We start from the raw sequence: 16,217 nt of genomic DNA on the forward strand, positions 1-16,217 counted from the left end.
CGAATCTGCTGGCATGACCCGATTGTGAGCGCCCATGCGTTCGATTATCTTGTGGTGCATTGTGCCCTCGAACGGCGTCCAAAAGCCGTCAAGGAGACCGCGGTGCATTCCGATCATCGAGACAGCGCCGACATACCCGGCGATTACCTGACGCGCGCGGAAACGCTCGCGCTGCTGCAGATCAAGCTGCAAACGTTGTACGCCTATGTGAGCCGTGGCCTGATCCGCAGCGTGCCGCAGGGCGATGGTGGCCGCCGTCTGTATGCGCGGCAGGATGTCGAGCGCATGAAGTCCCGCGCCGATGCCCGCAGCGGCCACGCGCCCGTCGCCGCCGCCGCGATGCGCTGGGGCGAGCCGATCATCGCAAGCACGCTCACAGAAATCACGGCGCAGGGGCCGCGCTATCGCGGTGTCGCGGCCATCGACATGGCGCGTGGCGGGCAGACCTTCGAAGCGGTCGTGCGAACGCTGTGGAATGTGGGCGATGACATGGCGCTTTCATGGCAGCCGTGCGCCAAGACCCTGCGTTTCGCGGATGCCTGGTCGCATACCGCTGGTTTGCATCCACGCCGGGAACTGGTGCGCTTTTTCGCGGATATCGCGCTGCGCTTCGGCGGCGAGCATCTGCGTGCGTCGCGTGCATCCGATGATCAGCAGTTCATCGCCGCGAGCCGCATGATCGCGACGATGGGGCATTGCCTCGCGCATCTGCGACGTTCGTCGGAAGGCGCGGCGGCGACCATCGGCCGCAAGCGCAACGAAGGGCTCGCGGCCACCTTGCTCGATGTGCTCGGCGGCACGCATACGCCGCAACACATCGCCGCACTCGATGCCGCGCTCGTGCTGTGCGCCGATCACGAACTGGCGCAGGCCACGTTCGTTGCGCGCATCGCGGCTTCTGCCGGTGCGGATGTCGGCGAATGCGTCGCCGCTGCCATTCTCACGCAAACGGGCCTCACATCCGCGCGTTCCTACGAAGCCACGGAAGACTTGCTGCGCGCCTGCCGCACGAAAGCGCAGGCGCAGCGCCTGTTCGAGGAGCATTACGCGGCGCATCGCAATTTGCCGGGGTTCAACCATCCGCTCTATCCCGAAGGCGATCCGCGCGCCCGGTATCTGATCGATGTCGCGCGAAGGCTCGAAGGGCGTCATGCAGCCGTTGAACCCTTGCACGCAGCACTCGAAATCGCCGCAAAACATGGCTGCACGCCGAGTCTGGAAATCGGGCTGACCTTGCTGACGATCGCGCTCGGATTGCCGGCACGCAGCGCGTTTTGTCTCTTCATCATCAGCCGTCTGGCGGGGTGGATCGCGCATATCGTCGAACAGCGACAGTCCGGCGCGCTGATCCGCCCGCGCGCGGATTATCTGCAAGCCATTCCCGCGAGGGAAGAAGCGGCGAACTCGCCGATTGCAGACGTCACACGCTGACCGCTTCCTTACCGCGTATTCGAAACGGCCCGCAAGGGCCGTTCGTCTTTGCGCATGACAACGCTGAAAGCCACGGTTGATTCAACGATCAAGTATTGTGGCGCTTGCCGCGCGTCACTAGACTGGGCTTTGAAAGCAAGGCGTGCGGGTTCATCGCGAAGACCTCCTTGCGCAAATAATTAGTATCCCGACATTCATGCCGGAGACGAAGCGGGCCCGCTATCGAGAGCCCGTCCACAAGGTGCAAGGAGGAAGACACGATGAACACCCCAAACAGGGCGATGGGCGCGGATGTCGCCGGGTCGCTCGAACGGGAAGAAGTCCGCGCGCGACTCACTACCGCCGGCGCCGTGACCGCGCGCTTCGACCGCCTGCCGATGACCGCCACGCTCTGGAAGCTGCTGACGCTCGTGGCGCTGGGCGGCTTCTTCGAGCTATACGACGTGTACTTCGCGGGTTACATCGCGCCGGGGCTGTTTCGCTCGGGCATTCTCACGCCGACCACGCCCACCTTCTTCGCGATGAACGGCCTTGCCGGTTTTCTGGCGTCGCTATTCATTGGCCTGTTCATCGGCACGTTCGTGTTCGGCGGTCTGGCGGATCGCTTCGGACGGCGGCGCGTGTTTGCTGCGTCCATGTTGTGGTATTGCGTCGCCACCATCGTCATTGCGTTTCAGGACACCGCGCTCGGGTTGAACGTGTGGCGGCTGATTTGCGGCATCGGTGTGGGCGTGCAGTATGTGACGATCGATTCGTATGTGTCGGAACTCACGCCGCGTCGTGCGCGCGGCATGGCCTTCGGTCTCGTGTATGGCGTGGCGCAGATTTGCGCGCCGTTGATCGCGTTTCTCGCCTGGGTGCTGGTGCCGATCGCGCCGCTCGGCTTCGAGGGATGGCGCTGGGTGATCGCGCTCGGATCGGCGGGCGCGTTGCTCGTGTGGTATCTGCAATTGCGTCTGCCGGAATCGCCGCGCTGGCTCGTGCAGAAAGGGCGTATCGAGGAAGCGGAACGGGTCATGCAGGATATCGAAAGCCGCGTGCGCGCCGAATATGGCAAGGAGCTTCCCGCGCCTGAAGAAACGGTCGAAGCAGACGAGCAAAAAAGCACGCTGCGCGAAGCGTTCAGTCCGCAATATCGCGGCCGCACGATCATGCTCGCGGTCGTCAACTTCTTTCAGGTGATCGGCTATTACGGCTTCGTGAGCTGGATTCCGACGCTGCTCATCGCGAAGGGCATTCTCGTCACGCGCAGTCTCGAATACACGTTTTTGATCGTCCTGCTGTATCCGATTGCGCCGTTCGTCGTGATGCTGGTCGCGGACCGCTTCGAGCGCAAATGGCAACTCGTGTGCAGTGCCATTTCTGTAGCGATTATCGGCGTGCTGTTTTCGCGGTTGAATGCGCCGGGATGGCTGATCGCGGTCGGTATCGTGCAGACGTTGGTGGTGAACTGGTTGTCCACCATCGTGCATACGTATCAGGCCGAGTTGTTCCCCACGCGCATGCGGGCGGGTGCGGTCGGCTTCGTGTATTCGTGGAGCCGGCTCTCATCGATCTTCGTGGGCTTCTTCATCGCGTTCTTCCTGCGCGAATTCGGCGTGGGCGGCGTGTTCGCGTTCATCGGCGGGGCGATGGCGATTGTCGTCGTTGCGGTCGCGTTGTTCGGGCCGCGCACCACGGGCCTCGCGCTCGACGACATCGCACGTTGATTGCAACGCGCACCGGAGACGACGATGGAATCCGTGGACCCCGAAGTCCTCGCCGGTCACATCAACGGGCGTCTGGACCGCCTGCCGATGACGCGGCATATCTGGACGCTCCTCACGCTGATCGCGGCGGGCGGCTTGTTCGAGCAATACGATATCTATTTCACGGGCTATATCGCGCCGGGACTGTTCCAGAGCAAGCTGCTGACATCGACCACCGCGTCGTTCTTCGATCTGTCGGGGCTGGCCGCGTTTCTGGCTTCGCTGTTCCTGGGGCTGTTCATCGGCACGATCTGCTTTAGCTATATCGCGGATCGCTTCGGACGGCGCACGGTCTTTCTCGGCTCGATGATCTGGTATAGCGCGACGACCTTCATTCTCGCGTTTCAGGCGTCTGTCCATGGCTTGGAGATATGGCGGCTGATTGGCGGCATCGGCATTGGCGTGGAGATGATTACGATCGATACGTATATCTCCGAACTCGCGCCGCGCAGCGCACGCGGCAAGGCCTTCGCGCTGTTCTACGGGCTGGCGCAGATCAGCGCGCCGCTGGTGGCGTTCCTCGCATGGATGTTCGTGCCGATGAAACCCTTCGGCTTCGACGGCTGGCGCTGGGTGATTCTGTTCGGCTCGTTCGGCGCGGTGCTCGTGCTGTTTCTGCGACGCGGTTTGCCGGAGTCGCCGCGCTGGCTCGCGGCGCACGGACGGCTGGCCGAAGCGGATCGTATCGTGTCGGCGATCGAGGCGAAGGTGCAGGCCGAATACGGCAAGCCGCTGCCGGAGCCGGATAAGGTCGTGGCGCAGGTGCATCCGCCGGGCACCATCGCGGAGATGTTCGGGCCGGTGTATCGCCGCCGCACGATCATGCTGATGATCGTGAACTTCTGCCAGACCATCGGTTATTACGGCTTCGTGAGCTGGATTCCGACGCTGCTGATCGCCAAGGGCATTCTCGTCACGCGCAGTCTCGAATACACGTTTTTGATCGTGCTCACGTATCCGGTCGCGCCGCTGGTGACGATGTTCATCATCGACCGATACGAACGCAAGTGGCAGCTCGTGTCGAGCGTGATCTCGGTGGCGGTCATCGGTTCGATCTTCGCCATGCTGGATGCGCCGGGGTGGCTGATCGTCGTCGGCTGTTTGCAGACTTTCGCGGTCAACTGGATGTCCACCATCGTGCACGCCTACCAGTCCGAGCTTTTTCCGACATGGATGCGTGCCCGCGCGGTCGGCTTCGTGTTTTCGTGGAGCCGGTTGAGTTCGATTTTCGCGGGCTTCTTTATCGCGTTCTTTCTGCGCGAGTTCGGTCAGGCGGGCGTGTTCGCGTTCATCGGCGGCGCGATGGCGATCATCGCGACCACGGTGGCGTGGTGCGGGCCGCGCGTGACCGGGCGGGCGCTGGAGGAGATCGCGCATTGAACGTGCAGACGACGCTGCAACGCCTGGGCGCGACGCGCGATGTGCTCGGCGAATCCGCGTTCTGGTCCGTCGATGAAGCTGCGCTTTATTGGGTCGATATTCGCGGGCAGTGGATTCGTCGACGTGCTGACGGCGCAAACGTCACGCTGAGTTGGCGGATGCCGGAACTGGTTGGATCGATCGCGCCTTGTTCTTCTCGGCGTGGTTTGATCGTGGCATTGCGCACGGGTATCGCGTTCTTCGATCCGCAAACCGGCGCGCTCGAACGCTGCGGCGAACCACTTGCCGATCAGCCGTCCATGCGCTTCAACGACGGCAAATGCGACCGTCAGGGACGCTTCTGGGTCGGCTCGATGGACGATGTAGGCCGCGGCCCGGTCGGCGCTTTATATCGCTTCGAGAACGGCCGCTATACGCGGATGATCGAAGGCGTCGCCGTGCCCAACAGCCTGTGCTTCTCGCCCGACGGCACGACGATGTACTTCGCCGATGGCGTCGAACCCGTCATCTGGTCGTTTCGCTTCGACACCGCGCGCGGCGAGCCGGGCGAGCGCCGCATGTTCGCGCGCCTCACGCCCGGCACCGGCATTCCCGATGGCGCGACCGTGGATTGCCACGGCTATCTGTGGAGCGCGCAATACGGCGGCGGCGTGGTCACGCGCTATGCACCGGACGGAAGCGTGGATCGTGTCGTGCCGATGCCGGTGAGCCAGCCCGCCAGTTGCACATTCGGCGGTCCCGACATGCGCACGCTGTTTATCACCAGCGCCACGCGCAAGCTCTCTGCTGCTGAGTCGGATCGACAACCGCTCGCAGGCGCGCTGTTCTCGCTCGGCACCGATGTCGAGGGTTGCCCGGAAGCGGCGTATCGTGGGTAATCTGTCGGATGCGGCGATCCTGCCGCGCATCGTGTCGAAAGGACGAAGCCATGACCCATGAGCAGGTGAATGTTCCGACGCGCGACGGCGTGTGTCCGGTGCATGTCTTCACGTCGAACAAACAAACGCGCTCGCCCGCCATCGTCTTTTACATGGATGCGGGCGGCATCCGTCCCGCCGAACTCGACATGGCGCAGCGCCTGGCCGATGCGGGTTATGTCGTCCTGCTGCCGGACCTCTTTTATCGCTACGGTCCTTATGGTCCGCTCGTTCCGGTTGAAGTCTTCAAGGGCGACGTGCGCGCGATCCTCGGTCCGTTGATGGCGACCACGAGCAACGAAATTGCTGCCGAAGATACCGGAGCGCTGCTGTCCTATCTCGACACGCGCAGCGATATCGAAGGCAGCAAGATCGGCGCGGTCGGCTTCTGCATGGGCGGCGGCATGGCGATCGCGGCGGCGGGCGCGCATGCGGATCGCTTCGCGGCGGTGGCGAGCTTTCATGGCGGCAATCTCGCCACGGATGCGGCGGACAGTCCGCATGGTTATGCGTCTCGGCTGAAGGCGGAGCTATACATCGCCGTGGCGGATGGCGACAAGAGCTATCCGCCCGAGATGGCGAAGCGTTTGGAAGACGCGCTCGATGAGGCGGGCGTGACGTATCGCTCGGAGACGTACGAAGGCGCCGCGCATGGCTGGATGAAACCCGACTTCCCCGTCTACGATGAACAAGCCGCCGAGCGCGGCTGGTCGCGGATGATCGAGTTCTTCGACAGGACGCTCAAGCATTGATGCCGCTTCGAACAGGCAACCTGCTGCGCGTCGCAGAAAAGCGCGGCGCTGACGAACACATCGACGTGCTTATCAAAGAGCCGCGTTTGAACATCGAGCGAATCGTATCGATGGGACACGCCAGTCCCGAAGGCTTCTGGTACGACGACGCGCGCGCCGAATGGGTCGTGCTGCTGTCGGGCGAGGCCGCGCTCGAATTCGAAGGCGAGCCCACGCTGCATGAGATGCACCCCGGCGATTACGTGCTGATCGAGCCGCATTGCAGGCATCGCGTGGCGTGGACGCACGACGAGCAGGCCACCGTCTGGCTTGCGATTTACTACGAGTGATGGATTGACAGCGAGAAGCGAGACATCGCCCGAGCAGACGCGCGGCGAAGATAGAAAAAGCGAGGGAGAAAAAAACAGGGGCCCGGAAGGGCCCCATGTCGCTACAGCACGAACTTCAGCTTAGACCGGCTTGATGTTCGAAGCTTGCATGCCCTTCGGGCCGCGCTTCGTTTCGAAGCTGACCTTTTGGCCTTCGGCCAGGGTCTTGAAGCCGTCTGCACGGATTTCCGAGAAGTGCGCGAACAGGTCGTCGCCGCCGCTTTCCGGGGTGATGAAGCCGAAGCCCTTAGCGTCGTTAAACCATTTGACGGTACCGATATCCATTTGGATCCTTGAGGTAAAAAATTTAATGTGCCCGAATGGGCGGGAGAAGCATCAAGGAGGGAGTGGACAACGAATTCCGCAACCGACGGACTATTGATGAACAGCAATCGACTTCTTGAACTTCGCTGAGCATTGTGCCGTTTCTCATCGATCAGGTCAAGCATCAATTGCAGCGTTCTTAAAATATTTCATCGAAAGCGCTGGCCTCGGTCGTTTGCCCGTTCTCCGAATTGTGCATTTTCAGGCAAATTTGGCGATTTTCGCCGCTGAATGCGCGCCGCGCGGGCCCGCGATGCCGAAATGCGCCCCGAGCGCATCGACGACGTTTTCCGCCATGCGCTGACGCGTTTCCTCGGTGCCCGAGCCGATGTGCGGCGTCAGGATCACGCGGCGGTCGTGGATCAAAGCATCCGGGACGGCGGGTTCGTGCTCGAACACATCGAGCGCCGCCCCCGCGATGTTGCCGGCCGCGAGCGCCGCGATCAGCGCGGTTTCATCGATCACCGGACCGCGCGCGACGTTCACGACGAAACCGCGCGGACCGAGCGCATCGAGTGTCTTCGCGTCGATCAGGTGGAATGTCGCCGGGGACAGCGGGCAGGTGAGGATCAGCATGTCGCTGTGTTGCGCGAGGCGCGTCACATCGTCGAAATAGGGGAAATCGACGGGCTTGCGGTTCGGGCCGAAGTAGGCGATATCCGCGCCGAACGCGAGCAGACGTTTCGCGATGGCCGTGCCGATCGTGCCGAGCCCGACGATCCCCACCTTCATGTTCGAGATCGAGCGCCCGAGCGCGTACTGCGTCTGCTCCGGCCAGCGTCCGGCGCGCACGAAGGCATCCGCGTTCACGAAATCGCGCGTGATCGCGAGCGCGAGGCCGAGCGCGGCGTTCGCCACGTCATCGGCGAGGATATGCGAAGTGTTTTCGATGGCGATGCCGCGCGCCTTCGCCGCCTGCACGTCCACGTTGTCGAGCCCGGCGCTATAGCTCGAAATGATTTCGAGCGCGGGCACGGCAGCGAGAAAGTCAGCATCGATCTTCGTCTTGCGCAGCGCCACGCCGCGCACCTTACGGCCGTGTTTCGCGAGGAAGGCGGGCGCGTCCTGCGGGTCTTTCGGCAGATCGAGCACGTCGAAAAGATCGTTCAGTTCCGCGTGCGCCCAGTCGGGCAGGACGGCTGCGTTGAGGATGACCGGCTTGTTCATGATTGATCTTCGGTGAAGGTGTCGCGTTGCATTAAACCGGTGCAGTACGAAGGCGTCAATCTTGATTGATTGAATCAACGTGAAGAACTTCACGACTCGCGACGATGCCCGCGCCTTTTTGCAAAACCCGCTTCCGACATCTTTCGCGTGTACCCTGTAGCGCGGTCGAAAAGCCACCTCAACTAAGACATAAGGATAGAAACACGTGAGCTTCGTGCACTTCATCGGCGGTGAGAAAGGCGGCGTGGGCAAATCGCTCGTGGCGCGTGTGCTTGCGCAATACTTCATCGATCGCGGCATCAAGTTCCTCGCGTTCGATACGGACCGTTCGCACGGCGCGTTGCTGCGCTATTACGCGCCATACACCGCGCCCGCCGCGATCGACGGTCTCGAAAGCCTCGATCCGCTCATCGAACGCGCATTGGAAGACCCGGAACAGCGCATCCTCGTCGATCTCGCGGCTCAGACGCGCGAGTCGATGTCGAAGTGGATGGAAGACTCCGACGTGCTCGCCATCGCGGCGGATAACGGCATCACGCTGACGTGGTGGCATGTCATGGATGCGGGCCGCGATTCGGTGGATCTGCTCAGGCAATGGCTCGATACGTTCGGCGGCAAGATGCGTCTGGTCGTCGTGCTCAACGAGATTCGCGGCGAGCGTTTCGAACTGCTGGAAGCCTCGGGCGAGCGGCAGCGCGCGGAAGCAATGGGCGCGCGTTTCGTCTCGCTGCGTCATCTTTCGGATGCGACCATGCAGAAGATCGATCAGGGCAATACGAGCTTCTGGGCGGCGGCGCATCATCCCGATCGTGCGTCCACGGGGCTGGGCTTGCTTGAGCGGCAGCGCGTGAAGGTGTGGCTCAATCGCGTGTATGAGGGCATCGATCAGGTTGCGCCCTGAAGCGACGTGACATGACATGCGCGGGCGTATCCTTGATGCGGTGAACGTTGCCGTATCGAGGAGACCGTCATGGACGACGCCAAACGCCTTGCTGCCTTGCGTATCGTGTTGATCGTGGTGGGGCTGATCGCCATTTTCGCGATCGGGCCGTTCATGATCTACTGGCCGTCCGGATGGGCGTGGCACAGCGGCCATTCCGACTATCCTCTGATGATCGTCGGCATTTACGCGACGCTTGGCGTGTTCCTGCTGCGAGCGTCGCGCGATCCAATGCAGCACTTGAGTCTGATCTGGTTCACGGTATGGTCGAGCATCGTGCATGGCGCGATCATGACCGTGCAGTCGTTCGGCGTGGAGATGGACGGCCAGCGGCATGTCGGGCATTTGCTTGGCGATGTGCCCGCGCTGTTTATCGTCGCGGCGGCGCTGGCGTGGGTCACGCTGCGCGCACAACATCCAAAACAATTCGAAGCTTGACGGAGAACCCATGCTGCTGTCCGAACAAAACGTACTCGTCACCGGCGGCGCGCGCGGCCTTGGCGCGGCGATTACCGAAGCGCTCGCACGCGAAGGCGCGGGCGTGGTCATCAACTATCGTCGCAGCGATGCGCAGGCTCACGCGCTGGTCGAGCGGCTCGGTTCGCGCGTGGTCGCCGTGCAGGCCGACATCACCGATCCTTCTTCAGTCGCACGTCTTTTCGATGAAGCGCGCGCGAAAACCGGCCGTCCCATACACGCCGTAGTGAACAACGCGCTCGCCGATTTCAGCTTCGATGGCGATGCGCGCCCGAAGATCGGCGAGATCGAATGGACGCGCTTTCAGCAGCAGATCGACGGCGCGTTGAAGGGCGCGCTCAACACGATTCAGGCCGCGCTGCCCGCCATGCGCGAAGCCGGTTTCGGGCGCATCGTGAATGTCGGGACCAATCTTTTTCAGAACCCCGTCGTGCCGTATCACGATTACACGGCGGCGAAAGCGGCTTTGCTGGCGCTGACGAGAACCGCATCGAACGATCTCGGGGCTGATGGCATCACGGTGAACATGGTGTCGGGCGGATTGCTGCGCACGACCGACGCCAGCAGCGCGACGCCCGAAGCCGTGTTCGACATGGTCGCGGGTTTCACGCCGCTGCGCCGCGTCACGACGCCCGCCGAATTCGCCGACGCCGTGTTGTTCTTCCTCTCGCCGTGGGCGCGCGCGGTGACGGGCCAGAATCTCGTCGTCGATGGCGGGTTGGTCAAGGGCTGACGCTGGCCCAATTCGGTAGCGCGTCAAGGTCCGGCCGCATGGTGACGCTCTCTTGCTCGTTCGGATCGGTCCGCGCGATCACCGCGACGCACGGTTCATCCGCGCTCGCGTTATACGGCACATGCGGCACGCCCGCCGGAATGTAGAAGAAATCGCCCGCGCGAACCGTCACGTGGTGCTCCAGCCGCTCGCCATACCAGCATCCCGAGATGCCGCTCATCTGATAGATGGCGGTCTCGTGCTGCGCATGCAAATGCGCCTTCGCGCGCGCACCCGGCGGAATGGTCGCGAGTTGCAGATGCACGTGCTTCGCGCCGACGCTCTCGGCTGAGATGCCGACCGCGTAGGTCAGTCCTTGCTTGCCTTCGAATTCGGCTCCGGCCTGCACCAATCTGCAGGCGGCTAATTCAGGCGTGGTTGCACGGGTGTTCATCGCTTCTCCGACAATGAGCGCCGATGGCGGGGAACACGCAGAATACACCCGGCGCGGTTTCTCGGTAATTACCCCAGTCCTCGAATAAAAACGTTTCGTAGAAACGTTTTTATGTTTATCGTTGAGTCCTGAAAGCAAGGTGGCTTGCCTGTCCCGCATCGCCTTGCGCATCGGTTCGCGTCTGCCGCGAATTGCATAGACCAACAAGGCATTGAGGAGGAGCACGTGGACAAATCATTCGATGGGGCGGCCGGGCTGACAACCGGCGAAACACTGCTTCCGGGCACAGCGGAAGAGCGCGCCGCGCTCGTCCGGCGCGCGGTCTTCGCGAGTCTGGTCGGGACAGCAGTGGAGTGGTACGACTACTTCATCTTCGCGACAGCCTCGACGCTCGTGTTCGGCGAACTCTTTTTCCCCGGCACCGATCCGATGATCGGCGCGATCAAGGCTTTCGCCGTGTTCGGCGTGGGCTTCTTCGTGCGGCCGCTGGGCGGCATCATCTTCGGCGATATCGGCGACCGCTTCGGGCGCAAGAAAGCGCTCGTCATCACCTTCATGACGATGGGCTTGTCCACCTTCCTCATCGGACTCTTGCCGACGACGCAGAGCATCGGGCTGTGGGCGCCGATCCTGCTCGTCGTGTTGCGGCTGTGTCAGGGCTTCGGCGTAGGCGGCGAGTGGGGCGGTGCGGCGCTGGTCGCGGTCGAATACGCACCGCCGGGCAAGCGCGGCGTGTTCGGCAGCGTGCCGCAGATCGGCAACGCCATCGGCCTCGTGGCCGCGACGGGCGTGTTCGCGCTGGTCTCGCGCATGCCGCGTGAGGACATGCTCGCGTGGGGCTGGCGCGTGCCGTTCCTGTTCTCCATCGTGCTCGTGCTGGTGGGGTTGTTCATCCGTTTTCGGCTGACCGAAACGCCTGCGTTCCTCGCGGCACAAGAGGCGGCGAAAAAGAAGCACGCAGGCGACATGACGCGCAAGGAACCGGTCGATACGAAACTGCCGCTCTCGCTCGTGCTGCGTCACTTCTACAAGCCGCTGCTGCTCGCCATGGGCATGCGTCTGGGCGAGGCGTTCTTCGGCTACATCATCCTGACCATCGGTCTGGCCTATGCGAGCCATTACACGACGGTGCCGAACACGCACATTCTCTGGGCCGGCACGCTGGCGGCGGCGGGCGGCGCGTTCACGTATTACTTCTTCGGCGCGCTCTCGGACAAGATCGGGCGGCGCGGCACGTTCATCATCGGCGCGGTGACGGGCATCCTGTTCATCTTCCCGTTCTTCTGGATTCTCAAGTCGGGCAACATTCCGATGGTGTACCTCGCGTACTTCATCGCGTACACGGTCGGCGTCGGCGCTACGTATGCGGTCGAGCCGAGCTTCTTCTCGGAGCTGTTCGGGACGAAGGTGCGCTACACCGGCATTTCGCTTGCGGCGCAGATTCCGAGCATTCTCGTGGGCTTGTGGCCGATGGCCTCCGCCGCGTTGCTCGTGTGGTCGAAGGGCGATCCGTGGCCGATCGCCGCGATCACGGCGGTCACGTGCCTGATCGGCGCGGCGTGCGCGTTCATCGCGCCGGAGACGAATCGCGCCGATCTCACCAAGCTCGATCACGACGAGCGCGAGACCATCGCGCGCTGAACCCGACCTAGCGGAGACATCAGAACGATGACTGACACGACCAACACGGAGCGCCCGTGGCGCGATCTGACCGACCCGCGCCGCGCAATCGGCGTGGACGATCTCGAAGCGGGTTTGAAAGAGCCGGTGTTCGAGAACCTCGACATTCCCGAAGCGCTCGGCCCGGTGACGATCACCGTCGATGACCACAAGATCAAGCGCTTCTCCTTCACGCAGGACGATTATTCGCCGTGGTATCTGACGGATGGCGCGAGTCCCTTCGATGGCGCGCGCATCGGCCAGCCGTGTCTGCTCGGCAACGATCTCGTGCAACTGTTCACCACGCGTTATCGCGCCAGCAAGACGGTGGGTTTTCATACCGAGGAACAGATGTGGTTCGACAGCCCCGCGAAACTCGGCGAACGCGTCACGATGAAGGGCACTTATGTGGAAGCGTACGAGCGTCGCGGGCAAGGTTATGTCGTGATGGAAGCGCAGGCCACGGGTGAAGACGGACGCAGCATCGTGCGGCATCGCGGCGTGGAGATTCTGCGCACGGTGCCGGGCAAGATCGCGGGACGCGGCAGCGAGAAGCCCGAAAAGCGCGTGACCGGCGAAGTGAGCAGCGATGCGCGCCGCATCGATACGATCACGCGCGATGTGCGCGTGGGCGATGTGCTCGCGCCCACGCTCAAGACCATCACGGCGGAACAGGCGGCGGTGTTTTCGCGCATCGGCGAATACGTGCACAACATTCATAACGATCTGCGAATCGCGCGGGCGGGCGAGTTGCCGACGCTCATCGTGCAGGGCCAGCAGCAGGCGGGTCTGATCGGCGAAGTCATGGCGCGCGCGTTCGGTGCATCGTTCTTTACCGATGGCTGGTTCAAGGTCAAGTTCGTGTCGCCCTTGCAGGTGTTCGATCCGATCGAATTGTCGGGCGTGGTCACGGAAATCACGGAAATCAGCGGCGGAAAGCTCAAGGTGGAACTGGAAGTGTGGGCGCGCCGCGCCTCCGATCAGCGGCTCACTACCGTGGGCTGGGCTTCGGGCATCGTCGGGAAATAACACTGTAAAGAAGGGTCAACGTGCCCTTCGATATCATCAAATAAAAACGTTTTTATAGAAACGTTTTCATGCTAGATTGAAGTGGTCAATGAATATTCAGGAGGGGTCATGCAGGTGAATCGTGGAGAAGTCGCGGCAGTGGCGCAGCCGCAAACCGTCGCGCATGCGATGGCAGCGGCGCTCAAGCGTCACGGCGTCGAAGTGATCTTCGGTCAGGCCATTCCGGCCGCGCTTTTCCTGGCGACGAAGCACTGCGGCATCCGCCAGATCGGCTATCGCGCCGAGAATGCGGGTTCCTACATGGCCGATGCCTACGCGCGCCTCTCGCACAAAGTGTCGGTGGTGACCGCGCAGAACGGCCCGGCGGCGACGCTGCTGGTGGCCGGTCTCGCGGAAGCGTTGAAGGCGTCCGTGCCGGTCGTCGCCATCGTGCAGGACGTGCATCGCAAGCAGACGGACAAGAACGCGTTTCAGGAACTCGATCACCTCGAACTGTTCAAGGGCGTGTCGAAGTGGACGCGGCGCGTGACCGAGGCGGATCGCATCGACGATTACGTGGACATGGCCTTTACCGCGGCGGCGTCGGGACGTCCGGGTCCGGTCGTGCTGATCGTGCCGATCGATCTGTTCAACGAGCCAGCGGCCATCGTGCCGCGCAAGCATGCGTCGAATCTCGGCACGTTTCCGCTGGATCGCTGCGTGGCGGACCCGGCATCGGTCGCGGCGGCGGCTGATTTGCTTGCCAACGCGAAGGCGCCGCTCATCATCGCGGGCGGCGGCGTGCACGTGTCGGACGCGGCGCAGGAGCTCGCGGCCTTGCAGGAAGCCGCGTCATTGCCGGTCGGCACCACGGCGATGGGCAAGGGCAGCGTCAGCGAGACACACGAGTTGTCGCTCGGCGTGGTCGGTTACTTCATGGGCACGCGCGGGCGCACGAAGCATCTGCGCGAGATGGTGGAACAGGCCGATGTCGTGATGCTGATCGGCAATCGCACGAACCAGAACGGCACGGATAGCTGGAAGCTGTATCCGCAGAATGCGCGGTATATCCATCTCGACATCGACGGTCAGGAAGTGGGCCGCAATTACGATGCACTGCGCCTCGTTGGCGATGCGAAGCTCACGCTTGCCGCCCTCACCGATGCCCTGAAAACGCGCGACCTGAGCGCCCGTCACGCCGCCCGCCCGCACATCGCGCAAAAGATTTCGGCGGCGCACGAAGCATGGCAAGCCGACATGAAGCAGGCCGTCGATCTGAACGCCGCGCCGGTGCGCCCCGAACGTCTGATGGCCGATCTCGACACCGTGCTGACCGAAGACATGGTGGTGGTCGCGGACGCGAGCTATTCGTCGATCTGGGTCGCGAACTTTCTGAAGGCGCGCGCGGCGGGCATGCGTTTCGTGACGCCGCGCGGGCTGGCCGGGTTGGGCTGGGGCTTGCCGTATGCCATTGGCGCGAAGGTCGCGCGTCCCGATTCGACGGTCGTGGCACTCGCAGGCGATGGCGGCTTCGGCCACGTCTGGTCGGAACTGGAAACCGCGCGCCGCATGAAGCTCAATCTCGTGCTGATCGTGCTGAACAACCAGATTCTCGGCTACGAGAAACACGCCGAGAAAGTCATCTTCGACGACTACACCGACGCCTGCGATTTCGAGCCCGTGGATCACGCGGCTATCGCCAGGGCGTGTGGATGCGAAGGCGTGCGCATCGAAAATCCGGCTGATTTCCTGCCTGCGTTGAAGACCGCCTGCGCGTTCGACGGCGTGACCGTGATCGATGTCGTGACCGATCAAAACGCGTATCCGCCGGTCACCATGTTCGAAGGGCAGAACGCACTGGGAGGCTGAACACGATGAAAAAACTCCTGAACAAGCCGGATGCCTACGCCGGCGAAGCGCTCGCCGGACTGTGCGCGGCGCATCCGCATATCTACCGTCAACTGGGCGAAACCGGACGCGTGATCGCGCGCGCGGGCGGCATGCGCGAGGGCAAGGTCGGTGTCGTGTCGGGCGGCGGCTCGGGGCATCTGCCGACCTTCACGGGTTATGTCGGCGAAGGTCTGCTGGATGCCTGTTCCGTCGGCAACGTGTTCGCCGGACCGAGCGTGCTCGATTGCATGGAAGCGGCGAAAGCAGCCAACGGCGGACGCGGCGTGCTGCTGCTGTACGGCAATTACGGCGGCGACAAGATGAACTTCAACATGGCCGCCGAAATGCTGGAAATGGAGGACATTCCGACGAAAACCGTGCTCGTCGCGGATGACGTCGGCAGCGCGGCGCGTGCGGAGCGCGAGAAGCGTCGCGGCGTCGCGGGGCTGATCTATCCGTACAAGATCGCGGGCGCGAAGGCCGAACAAGATGGCGCGAGTCTCACCGATGTCGCCGCCATCGCGCAAAAGACGGTCGATGCGACCGTGACCATCGGCGTTGCGCTCACGCCGTGTACCGTGCCGGAAGCGGGCAAGCCGACCTTCGGCATCGGCGAGGGCGAGATGGAAATCGGCATGGGCATACACGGCGAGCCGGGCATCGTGCGCGGTCCGCTCAAGAGCGCGGATGAAGTCGCCGACGACATGCTCGCGCGTCTGATCGACGATGCGGGCATCGGCCGAGGCGAGCGCGTATCGGTGCTCGTCAATTCGCTCGGCGCGACGCCGCTCGAAGAACTGTACATTCTCTATGCGCGCGTCAGCGGGCGTTTGAAGGAGCAGGGCATCACCATTGCGATGCCGCGCGTCGGCCGCTATGCGACGTCAATGGAAATGGCCGGTGCGTCCTTGTCGCTGTGCCGACTGGACAGCGAACTCGAAGCGCTGCTCGCCGCGCCCGCGAAGTGTCCGTACTGGAGCGCGCTCTGAC

Annotated in this window: 16 protein-coding genes; 13 read left to right on the top strand and 3 right to left on the bottom strand. The window is 63.0% G+C overall.

Annotated features, from left to right (window positions below):
* Positions 1 to 102: 102 nt before the first annotated feature.
* The 6 genes from ACZCWR_RS32080 (at position 103) to ACZCWR_RS32105 (ending at position 6,557) form a co-directional block, all read left to right on the top strand.
* Positions 103 to 1,431: a citrate synthase gene (locus ACZCWR_RS32080; protein ID WP_487306710.1), complete on the top strand. Its 1,329-nt coding sequence runs from the start codon at positions 103 to 105 to the stop codon at positions 1,429 to 1,431.
* A gap of 260 nt (positions 1,432 to 1,691) precedes the next feature.
* Positions 1,692 to 3,140: an MFS transporter gene (locus ACZCWR_RS32085; protein WP_487306711.1), complete on the top strand. Its 1,449-nt coding sequence runs from the start codon at positions 1,692 to 1,694 to the stop codon at positions 3,138 to 3,140.
* Positions 3,141 to 3,164: 24 nt separating this feature from the next.
* Positions 3,165 to 4,559 carry an MFS transporter gene (locus ACZCWR_RS32090; RefSeq protein WP_487306712.1) on the top strand — a complete coding sequence of 465 codons (1,395 nt, stop codon included), beginning with the start codon at positions 3,165 to 3,167 and terminating at the stop codon, positions 4,557 to 4,559.
* A 2-nt stretch (positions 4,560 to 4,561) separates the two neighbouring features.
* Positions 4,562 to 5,437: an SMP-30/gluconolactonase/LRE family protein gene (locus ACZCWR_RS32095; RefSeq protein WP_487306803.1), complete on the top strand. Its 876-nt coding sequence runs from the start codon at positions 4,562 to 4,564 to the stop codon at positions 5,435 to 5,437.
* Between the two features lie 50 nt (positions 5,438 to 5,487).
* Positions 5,488 to 6,228 carry a dienelactone hydrolase family protein gene (locus tag ACZCWR_RS32100; protein WP_487306713.1) on the top strand — a complete coding sequence of 247 codons (741 nt, stop codon included), beginning with the start codon at positions 5,488 to 5,490 and terminating at the stop codon, positions 6,226 to 6,228.
* Positions 6,228 to 6,557 (top strand): cupin domain-containing protein, encoded by a 330-nt coding sequence (locus ACZCWR_RS32105; RefSeq protein ID WP_487306714.1) that lies wholly within the window; start codon positions 6,228 to 6,230, stop codon positions 6,555 to 6,557. Before ACZCWR_RS32100 ends, ACZCWR_RS32105 begins: the two co-directional genes overlap by 1 nt.
* Positions 6,558 to 6,677: 120 nt before the next feature.
* Here the strand turns inward: ACZCWR_RS32105 and ACZCWR_RS32110 are convergent, their stop codons facing one another.
* Both ACZCWR_RS32110 and ACZCWR_RS32115 read right to left on the bottom strand, forming a co-directional pair.
* Complete coding sequence (locus tag ACZCWR_RS32110; protein WP_487306715.1) at positions 6,678 to 6,881, bottom strand: cold-shock protein; 204 nt, start codon at positions 6,879 to 6,881, stop codon at positions 6,678 to 6,680.
* A gap of 240 nt (positions 6,882 to 7,121) precedes the next feature.
* Positions 7,122 to 8,087: a 2-hydroxyacid dehydrogenase gene (locus ACZCWR_RS32115; RefSeq protein WP_487306716.1), complete on the bottom strand. Its 966-nt coding sequence runs from the start codon at positions 8,085 to 8,087 to the stop codon at positions 7,122 to 7,124.
* Positions 8,088 to 8,292: 205 nt separating this feature from the next.
* On the opposite strand from ACZCWR_RS32115, the gene ACZCWR_RS32120 reads away from it, so the two are divergent.
* From ACZCWR_RS32120 to ACZCWR_RS32130, 3 genes are all read left to right on the top strand, one after another.
* Positions 8,293 to 8,988: a nucleotide-binding protein gene (locus tag ACZCWR_RS32120; RefSeq protein WP_487306717.1), complete on the top strand. Its 696-nt coding sequence runs from the start codon at positions 8,293 to 8,295 to the stop codon at positions 8,986 to 8,988.
* Between the two features lie 69 nt (positions 8,989 to 9,057).
* Positions 9,058 to 9,465 (top strand): DUF6632 domain-containing protein, encoded by a 408-nt coding sequence (locus ACZCWR_RS32125; RefSeq protein WP_487306718.1) that lies wholly within the window; start codon positions 9,058 to 9,060, stop codon positions 9,463 to 9,465.
* Between the two features lie 10 nt (positions 9,466 to 9,475).
* Positions 9,476 to 10,237, top strand: coding sequence for a 3-oxoacyl-ACP reductase (locus ACZCWR_RS32130; protein WP_487306719.1), 762 nt, complete (start codon positions 9,476 to 9,478; stop codon positions 10,235 to 10,237).
* Here ACZCWR_RS32130 and ACZCWR_RS32135 read toward each other — a convergent pair.
* Positions 10,227 to 10,670: a cupin domain-containing protein gene (locus tag ACZCWR_RS32135; RefSeq protein ID WP_487306720.1), complete on the bottom strand. Its 444-nt coding sequence runs from the start codon at positions 10,668 to 10,670 to the stop codon at positions 10,227 to 10,229. The two genes, ACZCWR_RS32130 and ACZCWR_RS32135, sit on opposite strands and share 11 nt — an antisense overlap.
* A 225-nt stretch (positions 10,671 to 10,895) precedes the next feature.
* On the opposite strand from ACZCWR_RS32135, the gene ACZCWR_RS32140 reads away from it, so the two are divergent.
* The 4 genes from ACZCWR_RS32140 to ACZCWR_RS32155 all read left to right on the top strand — a co-directional run bounded on the left by ACZCWR_RS32140 (position 10,896) and on the right by ACZCWR_RS32155 (position 16,216).
* Entirely contained in the window at positions 10,896 to 12,311 is a 1,416-nt protein-coding gene (locus ACZCWR_RS32140) for an MFS transporter (RefSeq protein ID WP_487306721.1), read from the top strand.
* A gap of 27 nt (positions 12,312 to 12,338) precedes the next feature.
* The gene (locus ACZCWR_RS32145) at positions 12,339 to 13,358 is read left to right on the top strand and encodes a hypothetical protein (protein ID WP_487306722.1); all 1,020 of its coding nucleotides are present in this window, start codon (positions 12,339 to 12,341) and stop codon (positions 13,356 to 13,358) included.
* A gap of 108 nt (positions 13,359 to 13,466) precedes the next feature.
* Positions 13,467 to 15,206 carry an acetolactate synthase catalytic subunit gene (locus ACZCWR_RS32150; protein ID WP_487306723.1) on the top strand — a complete coding sequence of 580 codons (1,740 nt, stop codon included), beginning with the start codon at positions 13,467 to 13,469 and terminating at the stop codon, positions 15,204 to 15,206.
* A gap of 5 nt (positions 15,207 to 15,211) precedes the next feature.
* A complete protein-coding gene (locus ACZCWR_RS32155; protein ID WP_487306724.1) occupies positions 15,212 to 16,216 on the top strand; it encodes a dihydroxyacetone kinase subunit DhaK in 1,005 nt (334 codons plus the stop codon).
* The last annotated feature ends 1 nt before the right edge of the window (position 16,217 follow it).

It is taken from the genome of Caballeronia sp. A2-2 (genome assembly GCF_057612605.2).